This is a genomic window from Serratia sp. PF-27 (assembly GCF_030053255.1).
GTDB classification, from domain to species: domain Bacteria; phylum Pseudomonadota; class Gammaproteobacteria; order Enterobacterales; family Enterobacteriaceae; genus Serratia; species Serratia bockelmannii.
This window is the reverse complement of the sequence record NZ_JASGBT010000022.1, coordinates 763220-789989: the sequence shown is the minus strand read 5'-3', so window position 1 is coordinate 789989 and position 26770 is coordinate 763220. Positions and strand designations below refer to the sequence as shown.

The following is a 26770-nucleotide window of genomic DNA, read 5'->3' as shown; positions in this document are numbered from 1 at the left end:
CTGGTTCATCACATTTTCCTCTGTGCGTGAGTAAAATGTGTCAACGCTATTCAGGACGGGTCAAAGTAATACGAAAGGCGCCGCATGCGGCGCCTTTTTTTATGCCCGCGCCCGCCGATAGTCGCGCGGCGAGCATGCCATCATGCGCTTAAAGGCGTGGCTGAACGCGCTGTCTGAGTCGTATCCCAAACGCTGCGCGATGACGGACACCGGTTCGCTGCCGGTACGCAAAGCCCGCGCCGCCAGCAACATGCGCCAGCGCGACACGTATTCAAGCGGTGCCATGCCGGCCTTCTGCTTGAAGCGCAGCGCCAACGTCGAACGGGAAACGCTCGCCGCGTCGGCCAACGCCGCCACCGTCCAGCGCCGGGCGGGATCGGCGTGCACCGCCAGCATCGCGGCGCCGATGCGCGGATCGAACAAGGCGGGCAGCCAACCCGACGCCGCACTCTCCTCCCCCATCAGGTAAATCCGCAGTGCCTGGGTCAACATGATTTGCCCCAGATGATGCGTCATCAACGTACTGCCCGGCGAAGGCCTAACCAGCTCATCCGCCAGCCGTTGCAACGCCCATTGCAGCACGGCAGCCTCTTCCGTGCCTCCGCGGATCACCATCAGCGCGGGCAGGCTGCCAAACAGCCGTTCCACTTCCTGGCCGAAGCTAAAGCGGCCACCGATAAACAGGCACGTTTCCCCCTCGCCGCAGCTCGCCATGCCGTTTTTCGCCTGCAGATAGAGCGCGTCGGCGTCGAGCGCCGGCAGTGACAAGTCGCTGCCAACGGTCAGCGGCAGGCTGCGAGTCAGCAATAAACAGTCGCCGGCCGCCAGCCACAGCGGCTCGGCCTGCCCTTCCGCCGCCAGCCAACAGCCGCCGCGCACCACCGCGTTGAACTTCCCGCCTTGCGGAGCGGGAAAATGAACGGCCCAGTCGCCGCCGGCCTTCAGGCCGCCGAAAAACGCATTCTGGCTGTTCAGTGGCGCCAGCACTTCCGATAAAGGATCCATACCCTCTCCCCCCAAGGCCCTTTCAAGAGCATAGCCCGTGCGATGCTCCAGCCAAAGGCCTTAGGACGATGGCGACAGAAATTAGGTTTTTGTTGCATTCAGCCGCTGATAGAGCCGACTTACACTCCCAGTGTCACAGCCAACCGCAGCGAGGAACGCCCAATGAACCGACAAATGCCCCTCAACACCAGCTTTAACGCCACCACCACCGCCGCCGACGTGCTCAAAGATCGGCAACTGGCCGGCATGACGGCGCTGATAACCGGCGGTCATTCCGGCCTGGGATTGGAAACGACTCGCGCATTGACGCAAGCGGGAGCACAGGTGATCGTCGCCGCCCGCAATCCCGTCATCGCCCGTACCCGTCTGGCCATCGCCGGTATCAGCAACATCGACATTTATGAGCTTGATTTGGCCGACCTGAGCAACATCAGAAAGTTCACGCAACAACTTCTGGCGACCGGCGTCCACCTCGATATGTTGATCTGCGGTGCCGGCATTATGGCCTGTCCTGAAACCCGTATCGGCCCAGGCTGGGAGGCACAATTCGCGATCAACCACCTGGGGCATTACGCACTGGTGAGCCACCTCTGGCCGGCATTGGCGGGCGGCGCCCGCGTTGTCGTCATCTCCTCTTCCGGTCACCATGCCAGCGCCATACGCTGGAATGACGTTCAGTTTCACAGCGGCTATGACAAGTGGCTGGCCTATGGCCAATCGAAAACCGCTAACGCGCTCTTCGCCCTCCAGCTTGACAAGCTGGGGAAAAACGCCGGCGTGCGCGCCTTCTCGCTGCATCCCGGCATGATCCCAACGCCGCTACAGCGCTATCTCTCGCAGGAAGAGATGCTCGCATTGGACTGGATCGACGCCAACGGCAAACCCGCCCACCCGGAAATGCTGAAGACCCCGCAACAAGGAGCGGCAACCCAGGTCTGGGCGGCGACATCGCCCCAACTCAATGGCCTTGGCGGACTGTATTGCGAAGATTGCGATGTCGCCCGGCGCAACGATGACACCGGCTTTTCCTTCAGCGGCGTAAAAAGCTACGCCGTCGATCCTGAACAGGCCCAACGCCTGTGGAAACTCTCGGCGCAACTCACCGGCGTCGATGCCTTCGGCAAGATTTAATCAGGAGCCCACCGATGCAGAATCGCCAAATCATCCTCGTCAAACTCCCGCAAGGAAAACTGACCGTCGATTGTTTTCAGACTCGGGAGGCCCCCATGCCGATCCCCGGCCCTGAAGAGGTTTTGTTGCGCACGCTTTACGTGCCTCTGGATGCGGCCAGCCGAGCCTGGATGCAGGGCGTCACCTATCGTTCCGGACTGCAGGCGGGAGACGTCATGGCTGCGACCGTGCTGGCCGAAGTCGTCGAGTCGCGCTCTCCCCTGCTGGCCGCCGGAGATTTAGTGCTGGCAGAAACCGGCTGGCAAACCTTCGCAGTCGTACCGGCGGCAGGCGCGCTCAAGCAGTCGGATATCGTTCCGCATACGCACTTGCTCAGCGTTTACGGCGTGCCTGGACTCACCGCTTACTTCGGCCTGCTGGAATGCGGACGCCCCAAGGCCGGTGAAACCGTCGTCGTATCCGCCGCCGCGGGGGCGGTAGGCATGTTCGCCGGACAAATCGCCCGGCTTCACGGCTGCCGCACGGTGGGCATTGCCGGCGGCGGCGCCAAAACGGCTCTGCTGACGGACAGGCTGGGGTTCGACGCGGCGATAGATTATAAAGCGGAAAATCTGCATGACGCCCTGCGCCGCTCGTGCCCCAACGGCATCGATGTGCTGTTCGACAACGTCGGCGGCAATATTTTGGCGACCAGTCTGCAGCACATGGCAAAACAGGGGCGCATCGTTTGCTGCGGCGCGGTATCGCAGTACGATACGGCCTCTCCGCCGGCAGCACCTGCCGGGATCCCCGGTGTGTTGATCGTCAACAGCTTGACGATGCGTGGGTTCCTGTTGGCCGATTTCCTTCACCGCCAAGAACAGGCGCTGGCGGCGCTCACGGTCTGGATCGCTGAAGGAAAACTTGCGGTCATCGAAGACCTGATCACCGGTTTCGAACTGCTGCCCGCTGCGCTGGTCGGCCTGCTGGCGGGCAAAAATAGAGGGAAGCGCATCGTTCAGGTGGCGCGGCCCTCCGTCTGAAGAGAAGGCTCTGCGCGCCCCGGCCATCATTCCCGCGCCAGCTCGCGCGCGTAGTCGTCGAACGCCGGATGCTGCAGCACCACATCGATGAAACAGGCCAGCGCCGGGGAATTCAGCTTGCGGCTCGGGTAGACCAGATACAGCTCGTTCCCTTCCGCACGCCACGCCGGCAACACCTCCACCAACAGCTTCTGCGCCACCACCTCGCGGCTGAGAAACGCCGGCAGCAGCGTGATGCCGGCACCGGCAATGGCACATTCGCGTGCATACAGCAGGTTGTCGGTGGTGTGCGCCAGCGGCAGCTGCCAGCGGTAATAATCGTCGCCGCAGCGCAGGTTCCAGGCCGTCCAAGCCCGATGGGCGATGCAACGATGCTGCTGCAGTTGCTGCGGGTGTTCGATCGGCGGATGCTGCGCCAGATAGGACGGCGCAGCCAACAGATAGCGCGGCGCGTACCCGAGGCGGCGGCCGATCAGTGAAGAATCCTGCGGCTTGCCGGTACGCAGTGCGGCGTCGTAACCTTCCTGCACCAGATCCACCATGGCGTCGGACACCGACACCTCCAGCGAAACGTCCGGGTACTGGCGCTGAAAATCCGCCGCCAGCCGCGCCACCAGGGTTGCCCCTAGCCCGGCAGGCGTCGAGATGCGCAGGCGGCCGCTCGGGTTATCGCGCAGCCGCTGCAGCGCCAGATCGGCGCGTTCGGCGGCGGACATCATCGCCTGACAATGCTCCAGATAACGCTCACCGGCGAAGGTCAGGTTCAGCTGGCGCGTGGTGCGATTGAGCAATCGCAGCCCCAGCGTTTGTTCGAGCTGGCTGATACGCTGGCTGACGCTGGACTTCGGCAGCCCGACGCGCTGCGCGGCGGCGGTAAAACTGCCGCACTCCGCCACCAGCGCGAACAGCGCCATGTCCTGCAGCTGTTTGAATTCCATTGTTCACCTTAAACGAACACTGCGTTAGATATTGTCCATCTTATCACCCCACTGCTGCGGGTCTACACTGGAGGCATCATTTGAAAGGAGTACAATCATGTCGATAAAAGCCATTGCCGTAGACCCGCAGAACCCCGCCGGTTTCATCGAAATCTCACCGGAGATGCCGGTACCCGGTCAGTACGATCTGTTGGTGGAAGTGAAAGCGGCGTCGGTCAATCCGGTGGACACCAAAGTGCACGCCGGTCTGCAGAAAAGCGGCCTGCAGCAGCCACGCGTCCTTGGCTGGGACGCCAGCGGCATCGTGGTGGGCGTGGGCAGCAGCGTCAGCGGCTTCAAGCCCGGCGATGAAGTGTGGTACGCCGGCGACATCACCCGGCCCGGCAGCAACAGCAGCCACCAGCTGATCGACTCACGCATCGCCGCTCACAAACCGCGCAGCCTGAACTGGGCCGAGTCCGCCGCCATGCCGCTCACCGCCCTCACCGCCTGGGAAGCGCTGTTCGAACACCTGAACATTCAGGACGCGCCGGAGCACAAGACGCTGCTGATCATCGGCGGCGCCGGCGGTGTCGGCTCGCTGGCCATTCCGCTGGCCGCATTGCGCAGCAAGGTGAAAGTAATCGCTACCGCATCAAGACCGGAATCCGCCGCCTGGTGCCGTGAGCGCGGCGCCGATCTGGTGGTGGATTACCGCGATCTGAAGGGCAACCTGGCGCAGCAGGGCATCGAGCAGGTGGATTACATCCTGTGTCTGAACGACACCGACGGCCACTGGCCGGCGATGGCCGAGCTGGTCGCGCCGCTCGGCCATATCTGCACCATCGTCGAGAACGCGCAGCCGTTGGATCAAAACGCGCTGAAGCTGAAAAGCGCCGCGCTGCACTGGGAGTTCATGTTCACCCGCAGCATGTTCACCACCCCGGACATCGCGCAACAGGGCAAGATCCTGCAGCAAGTGGCGCAGCTGCTGGACGAGGGCAAGCTGAGCACCACGCTGAGCGAAACCCTGCACGGGCTGTCGGTAGACACGCTGACCGCCGCACATCAACAGCTACTCGGCGGCCACATGCAAGGCAAGCTGGTTATCGCTTACTAAGTTCGCATCGCGGCGGCGTTCTGCGCCGCCGTTATTGCGGACGAACGAAACCGACGCACAGCGTTTGCTCATCGGCCTGCGGATCGGCGCGGAAGGTCAGCGTCTGCTGCCAGTCGAGGCGCAGTTTCGGCCAGTGGGCCAGCTCCCCGCCGAAATCGCTATGCGCGCAGTCTTCACCCAACCGCCCGAACAGGGCGACGCCGTGCTGCGCAATCTGCGGATAGCTGATGTTGACGTTGTAGATATTCGGCCGCGTATGATTGGACCAGCGCGTAATGGTCTGCGGCCGGGAACCGGCGTACACCGTCATCCACTGCGACAGGTATTCGCCGCCGACGTAGCGTAGGTCGACGCCATACCGCTCCTGCCACAGCCGCTCCACCCCGGCGCTGAACGCCTTGATACCCACCATCTTCTGGCCGGCGTTGCGCACGTTGCCCAGCATCACCGCGGCATACCCCAGATAGACCGCCAGCGCTGCGCACATCAGCCCGAGGGTCGCCGCGCGCAGCGAACGCACCGGCGGCTGACGCACGCAACCGACCAGCAGCGCGGGCGCCAGCATGAAGAACGGCTGCAGCCATTCGGTCAGCCGGCCGCCGACGTTGAAAGAGAACCAGAAGGTAATGATGCCGAGCGGCAACAGGTAGACCCACAGCAACACCCGCATCGGCAAGGCCGATGGCCAGGCCAGCACCGCCCCGCTGCGCCGTAGGATCCCCCACAGCACCAGCGACGGATAAAACACCAGCAGCAGCGACTGCAGCATGTCGAGATTGAGCTGCATCTTGATCTGCGAATCCACCCACTTAAAGGCGGCAAAGTCGTGGTTCCACAACCAGAACACGTTCGGCAGCACCAGCGCCAACCAGATCGCCACCGCTAGATAGAACTGCGGCTGGCGGTAGCAGCGGCGGATCTGCGGTACGAACAGCGTCGACAGCGCCGCGAAATAGACGAAGGCGAAGGTCGAGTACTTCGCCATCATCGCCAGCCCGGCGGCCAATGCGAAGGCCGGCCACCAGTTGGCCGAACGCGAGATCGCCAGGTGGAAGAACAGCGCCATCCACGGCCACAGCATCACCAACAGGTAGTTGTCGTTGTAGGGAATGATGTCGAAATTGATGATGCCGGACAGGTTGAGCGTCAGCAGCGCCATCCAGGCCAGCGAGGTGCTGCCGCTCAGGCGGCGCGCCAATAGCCAGACGCCCAACATGCCGATGGCGATGGCGATGAAGTGGCCGCCGTACCAGTAAACGTTCAGCGGCAGCCACGAGAGCCCGATCGCCGGCTGCATCGCCGCACCGACCAACCAAGGATTTTTCGGTGAGCCCCACTCGCCGTTGAGGCCCCAGTTGAGCGCCTCAACGGCGTCGTAAGGCAGGGTAGGATCGAGATGAACGGTCAGCAGCGTCCAGGCTGCGGCATAGCAGACCAACCAGAGAGCGAGTAAGCGATAAGACATGACTTCTTCTGAGCGTTATTGTAAAGAAAATCTTAACTTAGTCGCTGTCGAATGAACCATGTTTAAACAAGCCGTTAAATGTGCGCCCGGGCGGCCGTTTCTGCCGCCGCGATCGCACATTACGCTAATTTCCCTCAGCCTGCGGCGTGGCGATGGGCGGGCGCATTCGCCAGCCGGCCGGCGTCCGCCGCCAGCAGTTGTTGCACCAGCTCGACGCAGCGCAGGAAGCGCTCTTCGTAATCGCTGGACTCAACGTGCACGTACTCGATGTTGTTGGCGCGCAGCATCTCCTCCAGCAGGCGCTGGAACGCCAGGCGATCGGCGCTGCTGCCGAGGCTGCGCAGCCCGTCCGCCACCCACGGCGTGTTGTTTTCCAGCAGGATCACCAGATCGAAACGGTATTCGTCGATCAGCGCCTGCACGAAGGGGTGTTCACGCCCTTCGTACTTTTTGCAAAACGCCTGCGTAGTCACGAAATCGGTATCGATAAACGCCACCTTGTTGGCATATTTGACTGCGAAGTCCACGTATTGCGCCTGCCCGAGGGCAATTTTGTCGTAGTCGGAGTACTGCAGCGCCATCTCGTCGCCGCCCAGGTGCGAAAATACGTAATCGCGGCCATATTCCCAGGCGCTGGTGGTGTTGAAGATGTTGGCCAGCTTGTTGACCAGCGTCGACTTGCCGCTCGACTCACCGCCGAGGATCGCCACGGTGCGCACGAAGAACGGCTTCACCTCGGTCGGGATGTAATCCCAATAGCGGAACGGATCCTGGCGGATCTGATTGCCGCTGATGTTCATGAACGACCGTTCGGGATCGACCAAAATGGTTTCGATGCCCAGATGCTCGCGGTAGCGCGGCGCATCCTGCGCTTCGCTGGAATAGATAAAGCTCGGCACGATGCCCTTCTGTTCCATAAAGGCCTTCATGCCGTCGCTCCACACGTTCCAGCCGTGCGGATAGGGTTCGATACCCTGCTCGTCGAACGAGTGGATATGGATGTTTTTCTGGTACTTGAAGGTCTGCAGCAGCCAGCGCAGGCGATCGCTGACCGTCGGCTGTTGCGACATCGAACTGTTCTCGAACAGCTCGCGGTCGCGCGGTTCGTCGTGGCACAAAATAACGTGCAACTCGTCCACCTGGCTGCAGGCGCGCTGGATCAGATAGATGTGGCCGGTGTGCAGCGGGTAAAATTTACCAAACACTACGCCGACTTTAACCTCTTTGCGCGGGAACTCCAGCCCGAGAAAACGGTGCAGCGCCTCGAGCTTTTGCGCGCTCGGGCTTTTGATTTTGTCGTTCAACAGCTGGCTCAGATAGCCCTTGGTCATGCCGCTGGCATCCGCCACCTGCTGCAGAGTACAACCCTTTTGCTTGATGGACGTCTTCAGGTAATCAAATTGCGGCATGGCCACCTCCGTTTAATATGCTAAACAAAATAGCATATCTTGCTCGCCGTCAGCGACATTAATAAAACTCTTCCAGCACGTCCAGCGCGTCCGCCAGCTTCTTGACCCCGAACACCTGCATGTTGGCCGGCGGCTTCTTCGGCATATTGCCGTGCGGCACGATGGCGCGCTTGAAGCCGTGCTTGGCCGCTTCGGAGATGCGCTCCTGGCCGCTCGGCACCGGGCGGATCTCCCCCGCCAGCCCCACTTCGCCGAACACCACCAGATCGTTCGGCAGCGGCCGATCGCGCAGGCTCGAGACCAGCGACATCAGCAGCGCCAGATCGGCGCTGGTCTCGCTGACCTTCACCCCGCCGACCACGTTGACGAACACGTCCTGATCCGACATCTGCAGCCCGCCGTGCCGGTGCAGCACCGCCAGCAGGATCGCCAACCGGTTCTGCTCCAGGCCCACCGCCACGCGGCGCGGGTTGGACATCATCGAGTGATCCACCAGCGCCTGGATCTCCACCAGCAGCGGCCGGGTGCCTTCCCACACCACCATCACCGAGCTGCCGGAAGTGACTTCATCGCCGCGGCTAAGGAAGATCGCCGAAGGGTTGCTGACTTCGCGCAGCCCCTGTTCGGTCATGGCGAACACGCCCAGCTCGTTGACCGCGCCGAAGCGGTTCTTGTGGCTGCGCAGGGTACGGAAGCGGGAATCGGCGTCGCCGTCCAGCAGCACCGAACAGTCAATGCAGTGTTCCAGCACTTTTGGCCCGGCCAGCGAGCCATCTTTGGTGACGTGCCCGACCATCACGATCGCCACGCCGCGCGTCTTGGCGAAGCGCGTCAGATAGGCGGCGGTTTCCCGCACCTGCGCCACGCTGCCCGGCGAAGACTGAATGTCCGCCATGTGCATCACCTGAATCGAGTCGATCACCATCAGCTTCGGCTGCTCCTGCTCAGCGATCAGGCAGATCTGCTCGATGCTGGTTTCCGACAGCATGTTCAGGCCGCCGGTCGGCAGCCCCAGACGGTGAGCACGCATCGCCACCTGCTGCAGCGATTCCTCGCCGGTGACGTACAGGGTTTTCATCTGTTCGGACAGTTTGCACAACACCTGCAGCAACAGGGTACTTTTGCCGGCGCCGGGGTTGCCGCCGATCAGAATGGCGCTGCCGGGCACCACGCCGCCGCCCAGCACGCGGTCGAACTCGAGAAAGCCGGTGGTGAAGCGAGGCAGCGCCTCCAGGCTGATTTCCGACAGCTTCTGCACCTTGCTGACGCCGGCGTCGCCGGCATAGCCGCTGAGGCGATCGTTGCGCGCCGCTGCGGGCGACGCGGCCAAACGCACTTCCGTGATGGTGTTCCAGGCATGGCAGGCGCTGCACTGCCCCTGCCAACGCGGATAGTCCGCCCCGCACTCATTGCACACAAATGCCCGTTTTGCCGCTTTTGCCACGTCTTACCTCAATCTTTCGTTATCGCACTTCGTGTTTCAGGCTGCCGGTGAGAATACACAGCACGCCCATCAGATCCGCATGCCGGATCGCCACCTGCGCTTTTTCATACACTTTCGGCTTGGCGTGGTAGGCGATGCCCAACCCCGCCGCCTGCATCATTTTCAAATCATTGGCGCCGTCGCCGATGGCCACGGTTTGCGCCAGCGGGATCTCCAGCTTCTCCGCCAGCCGCAGCAGCGTATCGGCTTTGAACTGTGCGTCCACCACCGGCCCCAGCACTTCGCCGGTCAGCTTGCCGTCGCGGATCTCCAGCTCGTTGGCCGCCGCCGCCACCAGCCGCAGCCGGTTGCGCAGGTATTCGGCGTAGTAGGTGAAACCGCCGGAGGCGATCGCCACATGCCAGCCCATCGCCTGCAGCTTGCCCACCAGGCTGGTCAGCCCCGGCATCAACGGCAGTTCGTCGCGCACCTGCTTGAGGATATTGGCGTCAGCCCCTTTCAGCGTGCCGACGCGCTGGCGCAGGCTGGCGGTAAAATCCAGTTCGCCGCGCATCGCGCGTTCGGTGACTTCCGCCACCTGCTCGCCGACGCCCGCCAGCTTGGCGATCTCATCGATGCACTCGATCTCGATCGCCGTCGAATCCATATCCATCACCAGCAGCCCCGGCGTGCGCAGGTGCGGGATTTTACCGAGCGGCGCCACATCCAGCCCACTCTCCGCCGCCAGCAGCTTGGCGCGCGGCGTCAAGGTTCCCGCCAGCCGCACCACCTGATAATCGTCCACGCCCCAGGCGGTGACGATCACCATCGCCGCGCCCAGCTTGCGTTGGAATTGGGTAATGCGCGCCTTGTCCAGCTTTCTGCCATATAACAGCCACCCGGTATTACCCGCCCGGTAGTCCAGCGGCATCACTTCGTCGCCGCTGAGCGAAAGGGGAAGACCCGGCCATTGAGAGATCTCCGCCGGAAGATCGCAATAGGTCAGACTGTTTGACATCATTGACTCCTGAATGGACAAAAACGCTGCATGATAAAACGACGCATCAAGCTATCCTATCGCCAGCGGTTCTGGCAACATAAAGTGTCCCCGATGCCCAAGGAACCTGCATGGCTCGCGCTAAACTGAAATTTCGCCTGCACCGCACCGCTATTATCCTGATTTGCCTGGCTTTGCTGGTGCTGCTGATGCAGGGCGCCTCTTATTTTAGCCTGAGTCACCAAATGGCGCGATCCGAGCAGGTGGAAGAGCTGGCGCAGACGCTGACCAAACAGGTCGCCTACAGCCTGGCGCCGCTGCTGGACGACGACGGCAACACCCCGCGCATCGACGCCATCCTCAAGCAGCTCACCGATCACAGCCGCATTCTCGACGTCAGCGTGTATCAGCAGGATGGCACGCTGGTCTCCCACGCCGGGGAACAGATAAGTATACGCGATCGCCTGTCGCTCGACGGCAAGCGCGCCGGCAGCTATTTCAACCACCAGTTGGTCGAATCCATTCAGGGCAAAGACGGCCCGATCGGCTTTATCCGCATCACCCTCGACACCCACGTGCTGGCAACCGAATCCAAGCAGGTGGACAACACCACCAACCTGCTGCGCCTGATGATCCTGCTGGCGCTGGCGATCGGCATCATTCTGGCGCGCACCCTGCTGCAACACCGCCGCAGCCGCTGGCAGCAGTCGCCGTACCTGTTGACCGCCAACACGCCGTTGGCAGAAGGCAATACGGTGGAAGACGACGAAGAGGATGCGCCGGAGAAAAAACAGGAAGCGCCGAAGAAGGAGTAACTCAGGCCAGGCGCTGAATGCGCTCGTGCCGTTTTCTTGTCCTTTCGGTGAATAGATTGTCCGTAACAACGGGATCCACAACCAATTGAAAGGTAAAGCGTTAGCCAAAAATGGCCGTGCGGAATGAATAGATTGACAGGCGGGCGCCATGACGACGCCCGCCGCGGTATTACGCTTTGTCGCCCAGCAGCACGGATTCCAGCGCGATAACGATCATTTCGTTAAAGGTGGTCTGGCGTTCCGCCGCCGTGGTCGCTTCGTGACGCAGGATGTGGTCGGACACGGTGCAGATGGTCAGTGCCTTACAGCCGAACTCTTCGTACAGCTCCGCCGCCACGCCGTAGATGCCGGCCGCTTCCATTTCCACGCCCAGGATGCCGTACTTCTTCATCACCTGGAACATGTCCGGATCCGGGGTGTAGAACAGATCGGCGGAGAAGATGTTGCCCACGCGCGCCGGGATGCCCTGCGCCGCCGCCGCGTCGACCGCGTTGCGCACCATGTCGAAGTCGGCGATCGCCGCGTAGTCGTTGTCCTTGAAGCGCAGACGGTTCACCTTGGAGTCGGTGCACGCGCCCATGCCGATCACCACGTCGCGCAGTTTGATATCGTCACGCACCGCGCCGCAGGAACCGACGCGAATGATCTTCTTCACGCCGAATTCGGCAATCAGCTCGCGCGCATAGATGGAGCAGGACGGGATGCCCATACCGTGGCCCATCACGGAGATGCGGCGGCCTTTGTAGGTGCCGGTGAAGCCCAACATGCCGCGCACGTTGTTCACTTCCACCGCGCCTTCCAGGAAGGTTTCGGCGATGTATTTTGCGCGCAGCGGGTCGCCCGGCATCAGTACTACGTCAGCGAAATCACCCATCTCAGCATTAATGTGCGGCGTAGCCATAATTTTCTTCCTTTAGAAATCTTATTTAATAAAAACGTCAAACATCTAAGCCTTGAATGTCGAGTTGCAGCCAGGCAGCTAGCGGGTGAATCCCCAGTCGCTTACTTGAGTAAGCGACTGGGGTTCACGCGTGAAGCTAACAACGCTACGGCTTGAAAGACAGAGCTTAGAACAGGGTCTTACCGTAATCCATCGGCGACAGGCCAAAGTAATTGGCGACGGTCTGGCCGATGTCGGCGAAGGTCTCGCGGTGGCCCAGCGAGCCCGGTTTCACTTTCGGGCCGTAAACCAGCACCGGGATGTGCTCGCGGGTGTGGTCGGTGCCCGGCCAGGTTGGGTCGCAGCCGTGGTCGGCGGTGAAGATGATGATGTCTTCGTCTTTCACCAGCTTCAGCAGCTCCGGCAGGCGGCGGTCGAACAGCTCCAGCGCGGCGGCGTAGCCCGCCACGTCGCGGCGGTGGCCGTAAGAGGAGTCGAAGTCCACGAAGTTGGTGAACACAATGGTGTTATCGCCGGCCTTTTCCATTTCAATCAGGGTCGCGTCAAACAGCGCATCGATGCCGGTCGCCTTCACCTTCTTGGTGATGCCAACGTTGGCGTAGATGTCGGCGATTTTACCGATCGACACCACTTCGCCGCCCTTCTCGTCCACCAGCTTTTTCAGCACTGTCGGCGCCGGCGGCTCTACCGCCAGATCGTGACGGTTGCCGGTGCGCTGGAAGTGGCCCGGCTTATCGCCGACGAACGGACGCGCGATCACGCGACCGATGTTGTAACCGCCTTCGGTCAGCTCTTCACGCGCAATTTCGCACAGCTCATACAGACGATCCAGGCCGAAGGTTTCTTCATGGCAGGCGATCTGGAACACCGAGTCAGCGGAGGTGTAGAAAATCGGCTTGCCGGTTTTCATGTGCTCTTCGCCCAGCTGATCGAGGATCACGGTGCCGGATGAGTGGCAGTTGCCCAGGTAGCCCGGCAGCTTGGCGCGTTCGACCAGTTTGTCCAGCAGCGCCTGCGGGAAGCTGTTGTGCTCGTCCTTGAAGTAACCCCAGTCGAACAGCACCGGCACGCCGGCGATTTCCCAGTGGCCCGACGGCGTGTCTTTACCGGAAGAGAGTTCGCTGGCGTAAGCGTAAGCACCGATGATATCGGCGTTGCGATCCAGCCCCTGCGGGAAGTTGCCGGTGGACTCTTCCGCCGCTTTGCCAAGGCCCAGACGGCTCAGGTTAGGCAGCGTCAGCGGGCCCTGGCGGCCCACGTTGGCCTCACCACGCGCGCAAACTTCGGCAATATGGCCCAGGGTGTCAGAACCCCGATCGCCAAAACGTTCGGCGTCTTCGCTGGCACCGATACCGAAGGAGTCCAATACCATAATAAATGTACGTTTCATCTGTGCTCTCCTGCGTGTTCTCACGCTTTGGACGGCCGCGAAAAAGCCGCGGTCGTTCCTGATTCTTGGGTTATTCCGTGATGCGCTTATACACCACCGGCGTCGCTTCCGGCGCCTTGTCGCTCAGCGTCATTGCGCTGCGCACCGCATCGGCCGCCAGCTGCCAGCTCTCTTCATCGTTGGCGTGGATCATAGCCAGCGGTTGCTGGGTATCCACCTTATCGCCCAGGCGCGCCACCTCGGTCAGGCCAACGCTGTAGTCGATGGCGTCGCTTGCCCGGCGACGGCCGCCGCCCAGCGACACCACCGCCATACCCAGCGCACGGGTATCCATGGCGCTGATGATGCCCGGCTTTTCAGCATACACCGGCTTGCTCAGCGTTGCCGCCGGCAGATAGCTATCATAACGTTCGACGAAGTCTATCGGCCCTTGCTGCGCTGCCACCATGCGGCCAAACACCTCAGCCGCTTTGCCGTTGTCCAGCACCGCCTGCAGTTTGGCGCGCGCATCGGCCTCGTCTTGCGCCAGGCCGCCGGACAGCAGCATCTCCACGCACAGCGCCAGCGTCACTTCCAGCAGGCGCGGGTTGCGGTATTCGCCGGTCAGGAAGCGCACCGCTTCGCGCACTTCCACCGCGTTGCCGGCGCTGGAAGCCAGCACCTGGTTCATGTCGGTCAGCAGCGCGGTGGTCTTGCAGCCCGCGCCGTTGGCCACGCCGACGATCGCCTGCGCCAAATCTTGCGACAGGGCATAGGTCGGCATAAAGGCGCCCGAGCCCACCTTCACGTCCATCACCAGCGCATCCAGCCCTTCCGCCAGCTTCTTGGCCAGAATGGAGGCGGTGATCAGCGGGATCGAATCCACGGTGGCGGTGATATCGCGGGTGGCGTAGAAACGTTTGTCCGCCGGCGCCAGCGAGCTGGTCTGGCCGATGATCGCCACGCCGACGTCCTGAATAATTTTGCGGAAGGCGTTATCGTCCGGGAAAATATTGAAGCCCGGAATGGCTTCCAGCTTGTCCAGCGTGCCGCCGGTATGCCCCAGGCCGCGGCCGGAGATCATCGGCACATAGCCGCCGCAGGCCGCCACCATCGGGCCGAGCATCAGCGAGGTCACGTCGCCCACGCCGCCGGTCGAATGCTTGTCGACGATAGGGCCGTTCAGCGCCAGGCTCTTCCAGTCCAGCACGGTGCCGGAATCGCGCATCGCCATGGTGAGCGCCACGCGCTCCGGCATGCTCATGTCATGGAAATAAATGGTCATCGCCAGCGCGGCGATCTGCCCTTCCGACACCACATTGTCGCGAATGCCGTTGATGAAGAAGCGGATTTCCGCTTCGCTTAACGGCTGGCCGTCGCGTTTCTTACGAATAATTTCTTGAGCCAGGAACAAGGCATCCCCCTGTGTCGCCGAGAGTCGGTGCAGACGGGCGCGCCAGGCGCCCGCCAACGAAATCGATCAGTAACCGCCGCCGGCGGTCTGGGTCTGGTGGCCCAGCGCGGTCAGCAAGCTGGCCAGCAGGCTGGAAGCGCCAAAGCGGAAATGCCGCGCGTCGGCCCACCCCTCGCCCAGAATACGATCGGCAAGTTGCAGATAATGCAGCGCGTCTTCCGCGGTGCGCACGCCGCCGGCCGGCTTGAAGCCCACGGTCTTCGCCACGCCCATATCGCGGATCACCGACATCATCAGCTCGGCGCTCTCCAGGGTGGCGTTGACCGGCACCTTGCCGGTGGAGGTCTTGATAAAGTCCGCCCCGGCCTTGATGGCGATCTCGGACGCTTTGCGGATCAGATCGGCCTGCTTCAGCTCACCGGTTTCGACGATCACTTTCAGCAGCACGTTGGCCGCCTGGCATGCCTGCTTGCACTGTTTCACCAGCTCGAAGCCGACCTGTTCGTTGCCGGCGATCAGCGCGCGGTAAGGGAACACCACGTCCACTTCATCCGCGCCATAGGCGATGGCCGCGCGGGTTTCCGCCAGCGCGATGTCGATATCGTCGTTGCCATGCGGGAAGTTGGTCACGGTGGCGATACGGATGTCCGGCGTGCCTTGCTCGCGCAGCGCCTTACGCGCCACCGGGATAAAACGCGGGTAGATGCAGATGGCCGCCGTGTGGCCGGCCGGGCTGTTGGCCTGACGACAGAGGGCGATCACTTTCTCGTCGGTGTCATCATCGTTCAGCGTGGTTAAATCCATCAAGTTCAGCGCACGTTGCGCTGCTGCGGTTAATTCGGTCATAAAACTCTCCAACTGAGTACCTGGGTGTTGGCGAGCGGACTTGGTTCCATGAAGATAGCGCAGGGGAACGGCGTTCCCGCGGCGGCAACTGAGATCCTTCTCACCGCACATGGCCACCCGCCTTGCGGCCGGCCAGTAATAGCTATTTGAACACGAATGCCGGGGGCGATTCGCGTTCATCGTCACATTATATGAAATAGCACTGTAACAGACCGGAATTATATGTGAAGAACATCACAAAATAACGCGATATCGTTCACAAATTCGCTAAAGAAGCGGCTGAAGATCGCGGGTGCGACAAACACCCACGTTGCTTAGAGTATAGGCGGAGTCCCGCGATCGGTCGCGCCGTCGCGGGCTCCGTGAAGGCTTACAGCGCCAGGAAGAAACCGGCGATGGTGGCGCTCATCAGGTTGGACAGCGTGCCCGCCGCCACGGCTTTCAGACCGAAGCGCGCGATGTCATGGCGACGGTTGGGCGCCATGCTGCCCAAACCGCCCAGCAGGATCGCCACCGAGGAGAGGTTGGCGAAACCGCACAGCGCAAAGGAGATGATCGCCTTGGTGTGCGTTGACAGCACCTGCAGGCCTTCTGCCGCCACCACATCGTCCGGGCGCAGATAGGCGCCGAAGTTCATGTAGGCGACAAACTCGTTGACGATAATCTTCTGACCGATAAACGAACCGGCGGTCATCGCCTCGCTCCACGGCACGCCGATCAGGAAGGCGATCGGCGAGAACACCCAGCCGAGGATCAGTTCAAGCGACAGCTGCGGGTAATCGAACCAGCCGCCGATACCGCCGAGAATGCCGTTAAGCAAGGCGATCAGCGCGATAAACGCCAGCAGCATCGCACCGACGTTCAGCGCCAGCTGCATGCCGGAAGCCGCGCCGGAAGCCGCCGCGTCGATCACGTTGGCCGGACGATCTTCTTCGGCGATCAGCTTCATCGCGTCGTCTTTATCGTGGGTCTGCTCGGTTTCCGGCACCATCAGCTTGGCGAACAGCAGCCCGCCCGGCGCGGCCATGAAGGACGCGGCGATCAGGTATTCCAACGGTACGCCCATCTGCGCGTACCCCGCCAACACCGAACCGGCCACCGAGGCCAGGCCGCCGCACATCACAGCGAACAGTTCTGACTGGCTCATGGTGGCGATATACGGGCGCACCACCAGCGGCGCTTCGGTCTGGCCGACGAAAATGTTGGCGGTCGCCGACAGCGATTCGGTGCGCGAGGTGCCCAGCAGCTTGTGCAGGCCGCCGCCCAGAACGCGGATCACCAACTGCATGATGCCGAGGTAGTACAGCACCGCAATCAGTGAGGAGAAGAACACGATCACCGGCAGAACGCGCAGCGCGAACACGAAGCCGCCACCGCCGAACACCTCGAACATCTTGTCGGACACCAGCCCGCCGAAAATGAACGAAATGCCCTGATTGCCGTAGGCGATAACGTTTGCCACACCGTTAGACATACTGCCGAGGATGCTGCGACCCAGCGGCACATACAGCACCAGCGCGCCGATGCCGATCTGGATGATGAACGCCCACACGACGGTGCGCAGTTTAATGGCCCGGCGGTTGCTGGAGAGCAGCACCGCAATGGCGATCAGCACCGCCATACCGACCAGACTCATGATGAGTTGCATGCAAAGTTTCCCTGTTGCAAAAAATAAAATACATCCCTGCTCATGAAGAGAGGTCTGCTATTGGAGAGTTTCGGGGGGATTATACTGAGCGAGGTCACCCTCGCACCGATTTATGTCACAAATGTATACAACGAGACGCAAATGAAAATCTTATAACGTGACGTAGGTCACGTTATGCAGACCTCAATTCGGCATGGCGAACAGCGCTTGGGTATTGCGTTGCAGGTGGGCGGCGATCTCGTCGGCCGACTCCGACCGCAGTTCACACAGCGTCTGAAACACCTCGGCGGCGCGTTCGGGGCGATTCGGTTGCCCCTGATAGCCGGCCAGCGGCATGTCCGGCGCATCGGTCTCCAGCAGCAGCGCCTCAAGCGGCAGCTGCGCCATCACGCCGCGCGTTTTCTGCGCCCGCTCATAAGTGATGGTGCCGCCCACGCCGATGTAATAGCCGAGGCGGATAAACGCCTGCGCCTGCGACAGGCTACCGGCAAAGCCGTGCACCACACCGCGACGCGGCAGCTGCATGCGCCGCAGCGCGGCGGCCAACTGATCGTGGGTGCGGCGCGAATGCAGGATCACCGGCAGGTCATACTGTTTCGCCAGCTTCAACTGGGCCAGCAGCAGGCTTTGCTGCCGCTCGAACTGTGGGTTGTCCATATACAGATCGAGCCCGATCTCCCCCACCGCCACCAGCTTGTGCGGCCGTTCGGCCAACAGCATCGCCAGCTGTTCCAGCTGCGGCTCATGATGCTGCGCGATATATAGCGGGTGCAGACCCAGCGCGGCGAACAGCGGCGCATGCTCCTGCGCCAGCCGCAACACCCGCGCGAAGCGATCGGCAGTGACCGTCGGGACGATGATGCGCTGCACGCCGGCGCTTGCCGCCCGCGCCAGGCTCTCGACTTCATGCCCGGTAAAGGGCGGGAAATCGAAATGGCAGTGGGTATCGGTAAAGGCGTAACTCACAGCGCCCCCCCTTCACCCGGCGGCAGATCGCCCGGCAGGATGATTTTCGGCGCCGCTACCGCCGCCTCCGGCTGCGCCGCCCGCTCGGCGGGCATGGCGATGTCGGTCACGATCGGCGAAGGCATTCTGACGTTCTCCGGCTGGATCAGGCGGCGCGACAACGCTTTTCGCACCTTGATGCCGTCGGGCTCCGGCTGTGCCATCCACTGGCCGACGGTGGCCAGAAAGTAGCGGCCACAGCGGCGCCCCAGGTGATAATCCTGATTGAGCGCTCCCAATCGGCTGCCCAGCGCATTGCTGGCCAGCGGCTTCGGCGGGAAGATCTCGAAGATGCGCAGCTTGCCCGGCGGTTTTTCGATAAAGCGCTGGATGCGGTGATAGCTTTGCTCGTGATGCTGCAGGATGCGCACCATCTGCTGCAGGCTGCTGTCGCTCAGCCAATGCTCCATGCGCTTCATCCACTGCGGGGTGTAGTACATCTGCGAAGGCACGGTGCGGATCACCACGATAGTGTCAGCGCCGCGGCGATAGGCCTCTTCCACCGGGATCGCATCACTGATGCCGCCGTCCTGATAGCTGACGCCGTCCAGCTCCACGCCCTGGCGATAGAAGCCGGGAATGGCGCTGGATGCCTTGATGGCCGGCAGCCAGCGTTCGCGCTGCGCAGGCAGATAGGTCGGCTCGAAATCGTCGCTGCGGCAGGCGCACAGTAAGAATTCGCGCCCGTCGGTAAAATGCTGTTCCGCCACGTCCATCGCCAGCGGCATCTGAGCCGCCGCCGTATCAACCAGCCAATCGAGATCGATCAGATGCCCGCCACGCACGAAGCGCAGCGGATTGAAGAACTGTGCCGAAGTGGTGTAACGGGTGATCACCCGGCGCGCGTAGCCCATCTGCCCGCAGATATAGGCAGACAGATTCTGAGCGCCGGCCGATGTGCCGATCAGCAGATCGAAAGGGTTAAAGCCCGCGCGCTGAAACTCGTCCAGCACGCCGGCGGTGAAAATGCCGCGCTGGCCGCCGCCTTCGCAGACCAGCGCCATTTTGCCTGGCCGAAAGGGTTTAGACGCCAGCGGTTCTATATTGCCGAGCGTGATGGGTATTCTGTATCCCAACTTGGCATCCTCAGTGAGACGTTTTCTCCGAGGATACCGCGTCTCGCTCTCTTCCGTAATCCTCTTGCAGTACGCCGGCGAGGAAATCGTTGCTGCCGGCCAGCCAGGCGCAATCGCTGCCGGACCATTCGGCCCACGCCTGCCATACCTGGCCTTTCAGCTGTTTCCAGCGCCCGACGATGATGTCACTGTTCATGTCCGGCCCTCCCCGACGTGAGAAAAGGAGTTAAGCTTTGTTACAGTTTACGGGAAAATGCCGGCCGGCTAAGGGCGCCGGCGGCCGGTGAACAGGCTGACCAGGAACAGGATGATGCCGACGACGAACACGATTTTAGCCGCCCAGGCGGCGGTGCCCGCCAGCGAACCGAACCCCAGTGCCGCAGCGATAAGCGCGATAACTAAAAAGATAATGCCCCAACGAAACATAAGCTTCTCCTTACCATTGTGAAAAAATTCGCTGCCGTCTACCGCCCCGACAACGGGACATCGACGGCAAATCAGTTTCTTTTTTTGGTGGTACACGTCGGGCCGCCTTGACGGCCCGACAGATGCGGCTTGTTGTTACTTGTTACGGGCGCCTGGCGGGATTACTGCTTAACCACCAGGTCGTTTTTCACGCTTTTCACGCCATCGATAGCCTTGGCGATGCTTTCGGCACGCTCAGACTGCGCCTGCGTTTTCACTTCACCGGAAAGCTGCACCACGCCATCGGTGGTTTCCACTTTCACATTGCGCGACGGCACGATGTCATCGGCCAGCAGCTTGGCTTTCAGCTCACTGGTGGTGGCGGTGTCGCCGGCATACGATTTGATCGATTGATTGGCTTCATCTTTCACGTGCAGCTTGTCGCTAACGGTTTTGACGCCTTCCACCTTGCCGGCAACCGCAACTGCATGCTCCGCCTGCGCCTGGCTGCCGACAAACCCGCTCAGGATCACGGTGCCTTTTTCGGTTTTCACCGAAATGTCAGTGCTTTTGATGGTCTTATCGTCCACCAACGCACTTTTAACTTTAGCCGTTATCGCGCTGTCATCCATGTAACCGTCAACTTTTTTCATGGAGCTATCGATTTTGGCACCGGCACTGTCCGCGGCGTTAGACGCCTTGTTGAGCAGACTGTCTTCGGCTAGCGCAGTGCCGCTCACCAAAGCAGAACCCAAAACAACAGCCATCAGCGAGTGTGCAAATTTGGTCTTTTTCATCGATCTCTTCCTTTTGTTGGGGGCCCGCAGCGCCAGAGTGCCGGAACCCTTCAGCCACCTTCACGCGGCCTCTCGGTAAATACTTCATCATCGCTATACGATTAAGCGTTCACGATAGGAATATTGCAACAGCCGTGCCAACTCAATAAACACCTTTAAAATCAAGCAAAAGAAGCGTTGAGCCGGATTTTTAATCAAAAAACTGTCGCCTATTGACGACAGACTAAGTGACACGAAACGGTAAAATAGTCATCTCATTGATATTTAAGGAAACAGACTGTCTCCTATCGGCAACACATCAGAATAACTAACCAAACAATCAGCGTATTGCAGTGATTTACTCTCAAGCAATGTGCGGACATCTCGTTAAAGATAGACCATGCGGCGGAAAACGCAGGCCAATCGCGTCTCGCCTTGGCGATGTCGATTCGCAGGATAAAATATGAGGAAGTTTTATTAATTAGCGGAGTGAGAATACGGGGAGCTGGCAGGGCGCACCGGGCGCCCTGCAGAGTTATCAGTGTTCGCGGGTTTTGCGGAAGGTCACGTCAGGATAGCGTTCCTGCGTCAGGTTGAGGTTCACCATGGTCGGCGCGATGTAGGACAGGTTGTCCCCACCGTCCAGCGCCAGGTTGATCTCGTTCTTGCGCTTGAACTCTTCGAACTTCTTCACATCGTCGCACTCGACCCAGCGTGCCGTCGACACGTTGACCGACTCATACAGCGCTTCCACGTTGTACTCGCTCTTCAAACGCGCCACGACCACGTCGAACTGCAGCACGCCGACCGCACCGACGATCAGATCGTTGTTGGCGATCGGGCGGAACACCTGCACCGCGCCCTCTTCGGACAGCTGCACCAACCCCTTCAACAGCTGTTTCTGCTTCAGCGGATCGCGCAGGCGAATGCGGCGGAACAGTTCCGGCGCGAAGTTCGGGATGCCGGTGAACTTCATGTCTTCGCCCTGGGTGAAGGTATCGCCGATCTGAATGGTACCGTGGTTGTGCAGACCGATGATGTCGCCCGGGTAGGCTTCTTCCACGTGCGAACGGTCACCGGCCATAAAGGTCAGCGCGTCGGAGATCACCACGTCTTTGCCGGTGCGCACCTGGCGCAGCTTCATGCCTTTCTCGTAACGGCCGGACACCACGCGCATAAAGGCCACGCGGTCGCGGTGCTTCGGATCCATGTTGGCCTGGATCTTGAACACGAAACCGGTGAATTTCTCTTCCGCCGCCGTTACTTCACGGGTGTCGGTTTTACGCGGCATCGGCGCCGGCGCCCAGGCCACCAGGCCGTCCAGCATATGATCCACGCCGAAGTTGCCGAGTGCGGTACCGAAGAACACCGGCGTCAGCTCGCCGCTCAGGAAGGCCTCCTGATCGAACTCGTGGGAAGCGCCCTGCACCAGTTCCAACTCATCGCGCAGCTGCGCCGCCAGATCTTCGCCCACGGCGATATCCAGTTCCGGGTTGTTCAGGCCTTTGACGATGCGCACTTCCTGAATGGTGTGGCCTTTACCGGTCTGGTACAGGTAGGTTTCATCCTTGTACAGGTGGTAAACGCCTTTGAACAGCTTGCCGCAGCCGATCGGCCAGGTGATAGGCGAACAGGCGATTTTCAGTTCGCGCTCGACTTCGTCCATCACTTCCATCGGATCGCGGATGTCGCGGTCCAACTTGTTCATGAAGGTCAGGATCGGCGTGTCGCGCAGACGGGTGACTTCCATCAGCTTGCGGGTACGATCCTCAACGCCCTTGGCGGCGTCGATCACCATCAGACAGCAGTCCACGGCGGTCAGGGTGCGATACGTATCTTCGGAGAAGTCTTCGTGCCCCGGGGTATCCAGCAGGTTGACCAGGCTGTCGCGATACGGGAACTGCATCACCGAGGTGGTGATCGAGATCCCACGCTGCTTTTCCATTTCCATCCAGTCGGATTTGGCGTGCTGGCTGGAGCCGCGGCCTTTTACCGTACCGGCGGTCTGGATCGCCTGTCCGAACAGCAGCACTTTTTCGGTAATGGTGGTTTTACCGGCATCGGGGTGCGAGATGATGGCGAAAGTTCTTCTTTTGGAGACTTCGCGGGCAAATTCACTAGGAGACATGGTTTTCAGGTTCTACGGTTAGTCCGCCCTGCGACATCATCAGAACGCGCCGATCGCGGCGCCGGGCAAAGCGGTGAATAAAAGATAACAGCCGGGCATTTTCGCCGATTTGCCAACCGGTGACAATCAATGGATCCGATTTCCCGCTAACGCAGGCGGAAATCGGGAGACAAAGCGGCCCAATGCCGGCGCAATACCGATTTGTGATCGTCCGCCATCGGCAGCTCTTCCAATAAGGCCGGCCACAAATTTCGCGCCTTGTCGATGGCATCCACCAGGTGCACCCGTATCGCAGACCAGGGAATATCGACCCGCTCAGCCCAGCGTTCGAAGGTTTGCATTGAGATCCTATCCCAGCGCTTTTCCTTCGCCATATTGAGCGCAGCCTCAGACTCACCAGGAATATAAGCCAACGTAGTGACGATGTCATAAGCGGGAGAAAGCCGAATATCAGTCTGGTTTGGATAGAACATGGACCAATTTTTTACGTGCGCATCGCCATTGGCGAGCAAAATATTCGCCAACAGACGGCGCGCCATTTGCTGCACATCCGCTAAAGATTCACTGCCATACTCATAGAGATAAGCCGCTATTTGATCGTAATTTTTGCCGCGGTATTTATCGTGCGCGTAAATCTCGAATATCTGGGCAAAATCTTCTGCATGCACTCGCCCGCTTTCGCTGCGGTCAAAACGACGGGTGGCATAAGCATAGGGTTCATCCGCCAAGCGAATATCAGGCAAGTGTTCAAGTCGTGTCAGTTCAACCAGCTCAATATCAGGAATATCCACGCCGATGGCTTGCGCCAAACGCATTGCCGTATATTCATTTTCAGGGAGATGACGATGAACCGTTGAAGGCGTTTTAATGATCCAGCTATCAGCGCCCACCTGAGAAGAAATGTTGAAGCGGCCCTCTTTGCGCACAGAGGAAAATTTCATTTGTACCCCTGCCAGAGAAAACTTTTGCGCCTCCATCCCAACATCAATTTGCACGGCTTCCAACTCGCCGCGCGACCTTAACGCCCAGGCGGGTATGTCACTGGCAGCCAACGGCCGTGCTTCAAGCGCTCCCGGCAAGTTTCCACCGGCCCAGGCAATTAAAGGAAACTCCTCATTCACATGGGCTTTCAACGACTGTGCCACCCAAGCGCGCAGTGCGCCTTCGGGTAACAAGTTGGATAAAACGGGCGGCAGACGCTGCGATGACTGTAAAACTTGCTCAAGATACCCCGCGTGCGCCTTCTGCCTGAGCGTAAACAAAGGACGAACACGCTCCGGCAAAGCGAGGTAGTGTGGATCAAACGTCAGGATGTTTCTGCCGCCGCTGTAATGCGCCAGCACGCCAACACGCACGCCATGCAATATCAAGGCTAATGCCTGTACCGATTCAACCTGTCGCAGCCCTTTCATCAGCTAGTCCTCGAGATCTTTCAGTTTTTTTTCAAAATCCTGCGGCTTACCGACTTCCGGTGCGCTACTCACTTCCTGTTGCAGCAGGCACTCCACATCACGGGCAGACTTTTTTGGCACGATGACATATTCCAAATTCATCGCCGCCAATATTCGTAGCAACGTGCTTACCCGCAGATCGCTCCCCGCTTCAATACGCTGATATTGCTGTTGGGTCATGCCAATCTTCATTAAAAAGTCTTTTTGACTCCAACCCAACTCACTGCGTTTTTCTTTCAGCAACGCTGATATTTCGGATAGTTTTCTCATCCGCGCCTCCAAACAACGCATTGATTGTCTCACCAGCAATAAACAACAAACTAGTTGTCGAGACAGTGAAAAACAACTTTTTTGATGTAAATTAATGAAGAAACAACTTTTTAGTTGTAAAAGGGAATGCAAACAATAAACAGGATGTTTTAGATTACCCCAGCGGCAGCGCCATCACGATCGCGTCTTCGCGGCCGTGGGTGCTCGGGTAATAATTGCGGCGCACGGTGACCTCGTTGAAACCGAGATCTTCATACAGCGCGATCGCCGCCTGGTTGGAAGCACGCACCTCCAGCCACAGCGTAACCACGCCGCGGCTCTCCAGCTGTTCGATCACCGCGTTGAGCAGCAGGCGGCCAAAGCCCCGGCGCTGGTACTGCGGATGGATGGCGATGTTGAACAGCGTGGCTTCGTCCAGCACGATCTGCGTGATGGCGAACCCCGCCATCGCCCCGTCGGCGCTCAGCTTCAGGTTAAGGTAGCGATCGCCCTGATTGCTGGCGAAGGTGGTTTCCGTCCAGGGAAAAGCGTGGCTGGCTTGCTCAATGGTGAAGGCCGTGGCCAGATCGGCCGCCGTCAGGGTAGAAATCGTGTTCATGATGACAAATCTGCTGCCAGAGGGCGCGTTTGGCCCCCGCGTCTTGGGAAAGCTCGGCCAGCGCCGGGCTGTGTAGCTGCGCGCCGGCGACCGCGAGCGGTTCCGCCACGCCCAGCCGCCAACTGTTGCATGCGGTCTCTTCAGGCAGCATCGCCGCCTGTTCCGGCGTCAGGCTGTAAGTTTGCGCCGGCGTCAGCCCCAGGCTGTGCAGCACGTCGCAAAACAGCGGATCGTCGGGTGCGGGCAGCGTCTGCGCCACCACCAGCAGGCGTGCCTCGGGCGGCAGACTGACCGCCACTTCGCCCTGCAACACGCTCGGGCGGCGCAATGTCCACTGCGTAATACCCAGTTGTTGTAACAGCCAGTCGCGTTTTGATGCCATGCCGATTCCTACCCGTTGTGGTGCGCCATGCCTGCCATGCGCCGCGCTATGCTAACAAACCCGCGCAGCCCGCGCCAACAAACCCGTCGAACATATCGCCACAAAGCTCTATAATCCCCGGTCTCATTTCCAGGAGCCAATATCTGATGTCTGCATTAACCCCCGCCAGTGAAGTCATGCTGCGCCACAGTGATGAATTTATCGAACGCCGCGTGCTGTTTGCCGGCGACCTGCAGGACAGCCTGCCGGCCCAATTCGAGGCCGCGGACGTGCGCGTCCACACTCAGCAATACCATCACTGGCAGTTACTGAACCGGACGATGGGCGATAACGTGCAGTTCGGTTTGACCGTCGATCCCGCTTTCGTCGCCGACTGCGACACGCTGGTTTACTACTGGCCGAAGAGCAAGCAGGAAGCGCAATTCCAGCTGTGCAACCTCCTGGCGCTGCTGCCGGTGGGCGCGGACGTGTTCGTGGTCGGTGAAAACCGCAGCGGCGTGCGCAGCGCCGAGCCAACGCTGGAAGGCCATGCCACGCTGGTGAAAATCGACAGTGCGCGCCGCTGCGGCCTGTATCATGGCCGCCTGGACGCGCAGACCGAGTTCGACCTGAACGACTGGTGGGACAGCTATCAGCTGCACGATCTGGAAGTGAAAACGCTGCCGGGCGTGTTCAGCCGCGACGGTCTGGACGTCGGCAGCTCGCTGCTGCTGTCGACGCTGGAAAAACACATGAAAGGCAAGGTGCTGGACATCGGCTGCGGCGCCGGCGTCATGGCCTCGGTAATGTCCAAGCTGTCGCCGAAGGTGAAACTGACCCTCAGCGACGTCAACGCCGCCGCGGTGGAATCCAGCCGCGCAACGCTGGCCGCCAACGGCATCGAAGGCGAAGTGATCGTCAGCAACGTTTACTCCGACATCACCGGCCGTTTCGACATGATCATCTCCAACCCGCCGTTCCACGACGGGCTGCAGACCAGCCTGACCGCTGCTGAAACCCTGATCCGCGGCGCGGTGAAGCACCTGCCGATCGGTGGCCAACTGCGCATCGTCGCCAACGCCTTCCTGCCGTACCCGGACATTCTGGACGCCACCTTCGGCAGCCATGAAGTGCTGGCGCAGAACGGCCGCTTCAAGGTGTATCAGGCCACCGTCGGCCGCCCGCCGCGCGCGCCGAAGAAGAAATAATTCGCCGTTG

The 26770-nt window shown here is 60.6% G+C and carries 26 protein-coding genes; 5 read left to right on the top strand and 21 right to left on the bottom strand.

The annotated features are described in order from the left end of the window. Nucleotides 1–99: 99 nt before the first annotated feature. Nucleotides 100–1005, bottom strand: coding sequence for an AraC family transcriptional regulator (locus tag QMZ29_RS23135; protein ID WP_089181658.1), 906 nt, complete (start codon nt 1003–1005; stop codon nt 100–102). Between the two features lie 162 nt (nt 1006–1167). On the opposite strand from QMZ29_RS23135, the gene QMZ29_RS23130 reads away from it, so the two are divergent. Together QMZ29_RS23130 and QMZ29_RS23125 are read left to right on the top strand one after the other, a co-directional pair. After that, nucleotides 1168–2136 carry an SDR family NAD(P)-dependent oxidoreductase gene (locus QMZ29_RS23130; protein ID WP_089181657.1) on the top strand — a complete coding sequence of 323 codons (969 nt, stop codon included), beginning with the start codon at nt 1168–1170 and terminating at the stop codon, nt 2134–2136. Between the two features lie 14 nt (nt 2137–2150). Then, nucleotides 2151–3158 (top strand): NADP-dependent oxidoreductase, encoded by a 1008-nt coding sequence (locus QMZ29_RS23125; protein WP_060434188.1) that lies wholly within the window; start codon nt 2151–2153, stop codon nt 3156–3158. A 26-nt stretch (nt 3159–3184) separates the two neighbouring features. On the opposite strand, the gene QMZ29_RS23120 is transcribed toward QMZ29_RS23125, so the two are convergent. After that, nucleotides 3185–4096, bottom strand: a complete 912-nt coding sequence (locus QMZ29_RS23120) for a LysR family transcriptional regulator (protein WP_025305222.1) — start codon at nt 4094–4096, stop codon at nt 3185–3187. Between the two features lie 97 nt (nt 4097–4193). Here QMZ29_RS23120 and QMZ29_RS23115 point away from each other — a divergent pair, with 97 nt between their 5' ends. Beyond that, nucleotides 4194–5195: a zinc-binding alcohol dehydrogenase family protein gene (locus QMZ29_RS23115; RefSeq protein ID WP_049205434.1), complete on the top strand. Its 1002-nt coding sequence runs from the start codon at nt 4194–4196 to the stop codon at nt 5193–5195. Between the two features lie 31 nt (nt 5196–5226). Here the strand turns inward: QMZ29_RS23115 and QMZ29_RS23110 are convergent, their stop codons facing one another. From QMZ29_RS23110 to serB, 4 genes are all read right to left on the bottom strand, one after another. Beyond that, on the bottom strand, nt 5227–6660 hold the full coding sequence (locus QMZ29_RS23110) for a glycosyltransferase family 39 protein (protein WP_025305220.1): 1434 nt from the start codon (nt 6658–6660) through the stop codon (nt 5227–5229). A 134-nt stretch (nt 6661–6794) separates the two neighbouring features. Continuing rightward, entirely contained in the window at nt 6795–8069 is a 1275-nt protein-coding gene (gene nadR, locus QMZ29_RS23105) for a multifunctional transcriptional regulator/nicotinamide-nucleotide adenylyltransferase/ribosylnicotinamide kinase NadR (protein ID WP_025305219.1), read from the bottom strand. 58 nt (nt 8070–8127) lie between these two features. Beyond that, a complete protein-coding gene (gene radA / locus QMZ29_RS23100; protein WP_025159617.1) occupies nt 8128–9513 on the bottom strand; it encodes a DNA repair protein RadA in 1386 nt (461 codons plus the stop codon). A 19-nt stretch (nt 9514–9532) separates the two neighbouring features. Further along, on the bottom strand, nt 9533–10510 hold the full coding sequence (gene serB, locus QMZ29_RS23095; RefSeq protein WP_016929162.1) for a phosphoserine phosphatase: 978 nt from the start codon (nt 10508–10510) through the stop codon (nt 9533–9535). 110 nt (nt 10511–10620) lie between these two features. On the opposite strand from serB, the gene QMZ29_RS23090 reads away from it, so the two are divergent. Next, a complete protein-coding gene (locus QMZ29_RS23090) occupies nt 10621–11304 on the top strand; it encodes a YtjB family periplasmic protein (protein WP_197833287.1) in 684 nt (227 codons plus the stop codon). Between the two features lie 169 nt (nt 11305–11473). Here the strand turns inward: QMZ29_RS23090 and deoD are convergent, their stop codons facing one another. From deoD to QMZ29_RS23015, 15 genes are all read right to left on the bottom strand, one after another. Beyond that, complete coding sequence (gene deoD, locus QMZ29_RS23085) at nt 11474–12205, bottom strand: purine-nucleoside phosphorylase (protein ID WP_004933059.1); 732 nt, start codon at nt 12203–12205, stop codon at nt 11474–11476. Nucleotides 12206–12371: 166 nt separating this feature from the next. Further along, a complete protein-coding gene (gene deoB, locus QMZ29_RS23080) occupies nt 12372–13595 on the bottom strand; it encodes a phosphopentomutase (protein WP_043136044.1) in 1224 nt (407 codons plus the stop codon). A 70-nt stretch (nt 13596–13665) separates the two neighbouring features. After that, nucleotides 13666–14988: a thymidine phosphorylase gene (deoA, locus tag QMZ29_RS23075; RefSeq protein ID WP_043136047.1), complete on the bottom strand. Its 1323-nt coding sequence runs from the start codon at nt 14986–14988 to the stop codon at nt 13666–13668. A gap of 66 nt (nt 14989–15054) precedes the next feature. After that, on the bottom strand, nt 15055–15834 hold the full coding sequence (gene deoC, locus QMZ29_RS23070) for a deoxyribose-phosphate aldolase (RefSeq protein ID WP_025305214.1): 780 nt from the start codon (nt 15832–15834) through the stop codon (nt 15055–15057). A 370-nt stretch (nt 15835–16204) separates the two neighbouring features. Continuing rightward, nucleotides 16205–17482: a NupC/NupG family nucleoside CNT transporter gene (locus QMZ29_RS23065; RefSeq protein ID WP_055312699.1), complete on the bottom strand. Its 1278-nt coding sequence runs from the start codon at nt 17480–17482 to the stop codon at nt 16205–16207. A 183-nt stretch (nt 17483–17665) separates the two neighbouring features. Beyond that, entirely contained in the window at nt 17666–18448 is a 783-nt protein-coding gene (locus QMZ29_RS23060; protein WP_197835642.1) for a TatD family hydrolase, read from the bottom strand. After that, nucleotides 18445–19563 carry a patatin-like phospholipase family protein gene (locus QMZ29_RS23055; protein WP_060434182.1) on the bottom strand — a complete coding sequence of 373 codons (1119 nt, stop codon included), beginning with the start codon at nt 19561–19563 and terminating at the stop codon, nt 18445–18447. The genes QMZ29_RS23060 and QMZ29_RS23055 overlap by 4 nt, the downstream gene beginning before the upstream one ends. A 10-nt stretch (nt 19564–19573) precedes the next feature. Continuing rightward, on the bottom strand, nt 19574–19759 hold the full coding sequence (locus QMZ29_RS23050; RefSeq protein ID WP_025305210.1) for a CsbD family protein: 186 nt from the start codon (nt 19757–19759) through the stop codon (nt 19574–19576). Nucleotides 19760–19827: 68 nt separating this feature from the next. Next, nucleotides 19828–19989: a DUF1328 domain-containing protein gene (locus QMZ29_RS23045; protein WP_004857650.1), complete on the bottom strand. Its 162-nt coding sequence runs from the start codon at nt 19987–19989 to the stop codon at nt 19828–19830. A 161-nt stretch (nt 19990–20150) separates the two neighbouring features. Next, nucleotides 20151–20765 (bottom strand): molecular chaperone OsmY, encoded by a 615-nt coding sequence (gene osmY / locus QMZ29_RS23040; RefSeq protein ID WP_025305209.1) that lies wholly within the window; start codon nt 20763–20765, stop codon nt 20151–20153. A 517-nt stretch (nt 20766–21282) separates the two neighbouring features. Beyond that, nucleotides 21283–22872 carry a peptide chain release factor 3 gene (gene prfC, locus QMZ29_RS23035; RefSeq protein ID WP_025305208.1) on the bottom strand — a complete coding sequence of 530 codons (1590 nt, stop codon included), beginning with the start codon at nt 22870–22872 and terminating at the stop codon, nt 21283–21285. Nucleotides 22873–23018: 146 nt separating this feature from the next. Continuing rightward, nucleotides 23019–24284 (bottom strand): type II toxin-antitoxin system HipA family toxin, encoded by a 1266-nt coding sequence (locus tag QMZ29_RS23030; protein ID WP_043136059.1) that lies wholly within the window; start codon nt 24282–24284, stop codon nt 23019–23021. 3 nt (nt 24285–24287) lie between these two features. Continuing rightward, a complete protein-coding gene (locus QMZ29_RS23025; protein WP_060434177.1) occupies nt 24288–24593 on the bottom strand; it encodes a helix-turn-helix domain-containing protein in 306 nt (101 codons plus the stop codon). A gap of 154 nt (nt 24594–24747) precedes the next feature. After that, complete coding sequence (rimI, locus tag QMZ29_RS23020; RefSeq protein WP_261425191.1) at nt 24748–25191, bottom strand: ribosomal protein S18-alanine N-acetyltransferase; 444 nt, start codon at nt 25189–25191, stop codon at nt 24748–24750. Next, the gene (locus QMZ29_RS23015; protein ID WP_060434175.1) at nt 25136–25573 is read right to left on the bottom strand and encodes a DNA polymerase III subunit psi; all 438 of its coding nucleotides are present in this window, start codon (nt 25571–25573) and stop codon (nt 25136–25138) included. Before QMZ29_RS23015 ends, rimI begins: the two co-directional genes overlap by 56 nt. A gap of 146 nt (nt 25574–25719) precedes the next feature. Between QMZ29_RS23015 and rsmC the strand changes: the two genes are divergently transcribed. Next, entirely contained in the window at nt 25720–26760 is a 1041-nt protein-coding gene (gene rsmC, locus QMZ29_RS23010; protein ID WP_261425194.1) for a 16S rRNA (guanine(1207)-N(2))-methyltransferase RsmC, read from the top strand. Nucleotides 26761–26770: the final 10 nt, after the last annotated feature.

What these genes read in the sequence shown, in the direction of transcription:
- QMZ29_RS23065 (WP_055312699.1), bottom strand. Translation starts at nt 17,482, where the DNA reads ATGCAACTCATCATGAGTCTGGTCGGTATGGCGGTGCTGATCGCCATT.
- QMZ29_RS23115 (WP_049205434.1), top strand. Translation starts at nt 4,194, where the DNA reads ATGTCGATAAAAGCCATTGCCGTAGACCCGCAGAACCCCGCCGGTTTC.
- QMZ29_RS23135 (WP_089181658.1), bottom strand. Translation starts at nt 1,005, where the DNA reads ATGGATCCTTTATCGGAAGTGCTGGCGCCACTGAACAGCCAGAATGCG.
- prfC (WP_025305208.1), bottom strand. Translation starts at nt 22,872, where the DNA reads ATGTCTCCTAGTGAATTTGCCCGCGAAGTCTCCAAAAGAAGAACTTTC.
- QMZ29_RS23025 (WP_060434177.1), bottom strand. Translation starts at nt 24,593, where the DNA reads ATGAGAAAACTATCCGAAATATCAGCGTTGCTGAAAGAAAAACGCAGT.
- deoC (WP_025305214.1), bottom strand. Translation starts at nt 15,834, where the DNA reads ATGACCGAATTAACCGCAGCAGCGCAACGTGCGCTGAACTTGATGGAT.
- QMZ29_RS23110 (WP_025305220.1), bottom strand. Translation starts at nt 6,660, where the DNA reads ATGTCTTATCGCTTACTCGCTCTCTGGTTGGTCTGCTATGCCGCAGCC.
- QMZ29_RS23015 (WP_060434175.1), bottom strand. Translation starts at nt 25,573, where the DNA reads ATGGCATCAAAACGCGACTGGCTGTTACAACAACTGGGTATTACGCAG.
- QMZ29_RS23120 (WP_025305222.1), bottom strand. Translation starts at nt 4,096, where the DNA reads ATGGAATTCAAACAGCTGCAGGACATGGCGCTGTTCGCGCTGGTGGCG.
- rsmC (WP_261425194.1), top strand. Translation starts at nt 25,720, where the DNA reads ATGTCTGCATTAACCCCCGCCAGTGAAGTCATGCTGCGCCACAGTGAT.
- osmY (WP_025305209.1), bottom strand. Translation starts at nt 20,765, where the DNA reads ATGAAAAAGACCAAATTTGCACACTCGCTGATGGCTGTTGTTTTGGGT.
- QMZ29_RS23130 (WP_089181657.1), top strand. Translation starts at nt 1,168, where the DNA reads ATGAACCGACAAATGCCCCTCAACACCAGCTTTAACGCCACCACCACC.
- rimI (WP_261425191.1), bottom strand. Translation starts at nt 25,191, where the DNA reads ATGAACACGATTTCTACCCTGACGGCGGCCGATCTGGCCACGGCCTTC.
- QMZ29_RS23090 (WP_197833287.1), top strand. Translation starts at nt 10,621, where the DNA reads ATGGCTCGCGCTAAACTGAAATTTCGCCTGCACCGCACCGCTATTATC.
- QMZ29_RS23125 (WP_060434188.1), top strand. Translation starts at nt 2,151, where the DNA reads ATGCAGAATCGCCAAATCATCCTCGTCAAACTCCCGCAAGGAAAACTG.
- deoD (WP_004933059.1), bottom strand. Translation starts at nt 12,205, where the DNA reads ATGGCTACGCCGCACATTAATGCTGAGATGGGTGATTTCGCTGACGTA.
- nadR (WP_025305219.1), bottom strand. Translation starts at nt 8,069, where the DNA reads ATGCCGCAATTTGATTACCTGAAGACGTCCATCAAGCAAAAGGGTTGT.
- QMZ29_RS23045 (WP_004857650.1), bottom strand. Translation starts at nt 19,989, where the DNA reads ATGTTTCGTTGGGGCATTATCTTTTTAGTTATCGCGCTTATCGCTGCG.
- serB (WP_016929162.1), bottom strand. Translation starts at nt 10,510, where the DNA reads ATGTCAAACAGTCTGACCTATTGCGATCTTCCGGCGGAGATCTCTCAA.
- QMZ29_RS23050 (WP_025305210.1), bottom strand. Translation starts at nt 19,759, where the DNA reads ATGAACAGTGACATCATCGTCGGGCGCTGGAAACAGCTGAAAGGCCAG.
- deoB (WP_043136044.1), bottom strand. Translation starts at nt 13,595, where the DNA reads ATGAAACGTACATTTATTATGGTATTGGACTCCTTCGGTATCGGTGCC.
- QMZ29_RS23030 (WP_043136059.1), bottom strand. Translation starts at nt 24,284, where the DNA reads ATGAAAGGGCTGCGACAGGTTGAATCGGTACAGGCATTAGCCTTGATA.